At 39.8% G+C, this 1,635-nt stretch carries 2 protein-coding genes and 1 pseudogene; all 3 read right to left on the reverse strand.

Features of this window, described 5'->3' with window-relative positions; translation table 11 throughout:
* Positions 1–396: 396 nt before the first annotated feature.
* Positions 397–978, reverse strand: a complete 582-nt coding sequence (locus tag LG34_RS15820; protein ID WP_109216932.1) for a M48 family metallopeptidase — start codon at positions 976–978, stop codon at positions 397–399.
* A 170-nt stretch (positions 979–1,148) separates the two neighbouring features.
* Positions 1,149–1,421 (reverse strand): WYL domain-containing protein, encoded by a 273-nt coding sequence (locus LG34_RS17415; protein ID WP_347486828.1) that lies wholly within the window; start codon positions 1,419–1,421, stop codon positions 1,149–1,151.
* Positions 1,411–1,635: pseudogene (locus LG34_RS17420) on the reverse strand (hypothetical protein); the annotation flags it as partial. The pseudogene LG34_RS17420 and the gene LG34_RS17415, both read right to left, overlap by 11 nt.

Here is a 1,635-nt window from a genome sequence, read left to right on the forward strand (position 1 = left end):
TTTCTCACCACCTATAGAGGTGGGAGTCATCTCCCATCTGATATAAATTGTTTCGTTACGGTCCCGTTATAATAGAAAAACTGTAATAGTTATAACGTAACAGTACAACAAATCATAACAATAAAAATCGGACAGATATCGGGGATTCTAATAAATCTCTTTATCTGTCCATTTTTTATATCTTCTTATCAGTACCTCTCAGTAATTACAATGCTTTACACAAACCTATTTTTCTCTTTCACATCTTCACCCACTGCATCTACCAGTAATCACACCACTTTACACAAACTTATACTCTGCCCACTCCATTCACCAATAATCACACCAATTTACACTGGCTTATATTCCGCACTTTCGCATTTTCACCCGCTGCATCTACGCAATAATCGCACTGATTTACACCAGTTTATATTCCTTCAACCGCTTCCTTTGCACCTTATAATCTGGGCAATATTTTTCTACTTCCGCCCAAAAATCTGCGGAATGATTCATATGTCTTCTGTGCGCCAACTCATGAATCACCACATAATCCAACAGTTCTTCCGGCAAATAATATAACTGATAGTTAAAATTCAAATTGCCCTTGGAACTACAACTTCCCCAACGGGTTTTCTGGTTTCGGATTGTAATTCGTCCAACCGTCACGCCCATGATTTTGCTATAATATGCTACCCGTGAACCAATTTTTTCCTTAATCTGATCCAGATCTCTGCTTGAGAGTTGCTCCACTGGGATTGCACCTGTTGTTTCCCGCTGTTTTATACGTGACTGCATCTGTTCTGTTTTTTGCCAAATCCACGTCTGCTCCCGTGTCAGAAAATCCTGCAGCGCACGTGCGGATAAACGATTCGGGATTCGAAGAAGTACCGTCCCATCTTCCCGCATCTGTAAGCCAATGCTTTTTCTCGCTGACCGGATCACATAAAGCGTCAGTGTACGACCATCTTTCTGTAATTCTATGCTTGTCTGATTGCTCATAGTATCCTTGTATATCCTCGTTTCTCTATATCTTTCAAATTATTTTTACATGTTGTCTCTGTTATAAATAATTCTATACATATCACAGTTTTCGTAATTTTACTTTTTGATAGATGCTGATTCCGCCCGCCTGTTCTCTTATTATTTTTTCAACACCACGTATTACATCATTATTTATACTGTCGAATCAACCGTTCAATTTCCTGTTTCATTTCATCCACTACATCATCCGGCGAAATAATTTTTACCCCTTCTCCAAGAGAAAATACCCATCCAAGGAACTGCCTGCTGACATGCACGTTCACACTAACTGTAAAATAATTTTCATCCTCCCACAACAAGTCCCACGGACTGATGTGATACCACGCACCATTGTGCCGCAATTCTGTCTCCTTTTTCACATTCCATTGATAATATTGAAATCGGATTTTTTTACTTTCCAACGGGCTCGCCTTCTACTTCAATCCCCAGTTTTTCCAGATCACGTAGATCGTTATAAATGCTTTTTCTGTCAGCTGTAACCTCATACGTCGCTAATGCTTTCATGATTTCAGGCATGGTGATGTAATGTTCATCATCTGTTTTTTCTAACATGATCTGAGCTAGCCGTTCAAGAATGCTCCGGCATTCTTGTTGCGAGGTGCGCGTCATGCAATT

The sequence above is a fragment of the Eubacterium ramulus genome (assembly GCF_003122485.1).
Lineage (GTDB): Bacteria > Bacillota > Clostridia > Lachnospirales > Lachnospiraceae > Eubacterium_I > Eubacterium_I ramulus_A.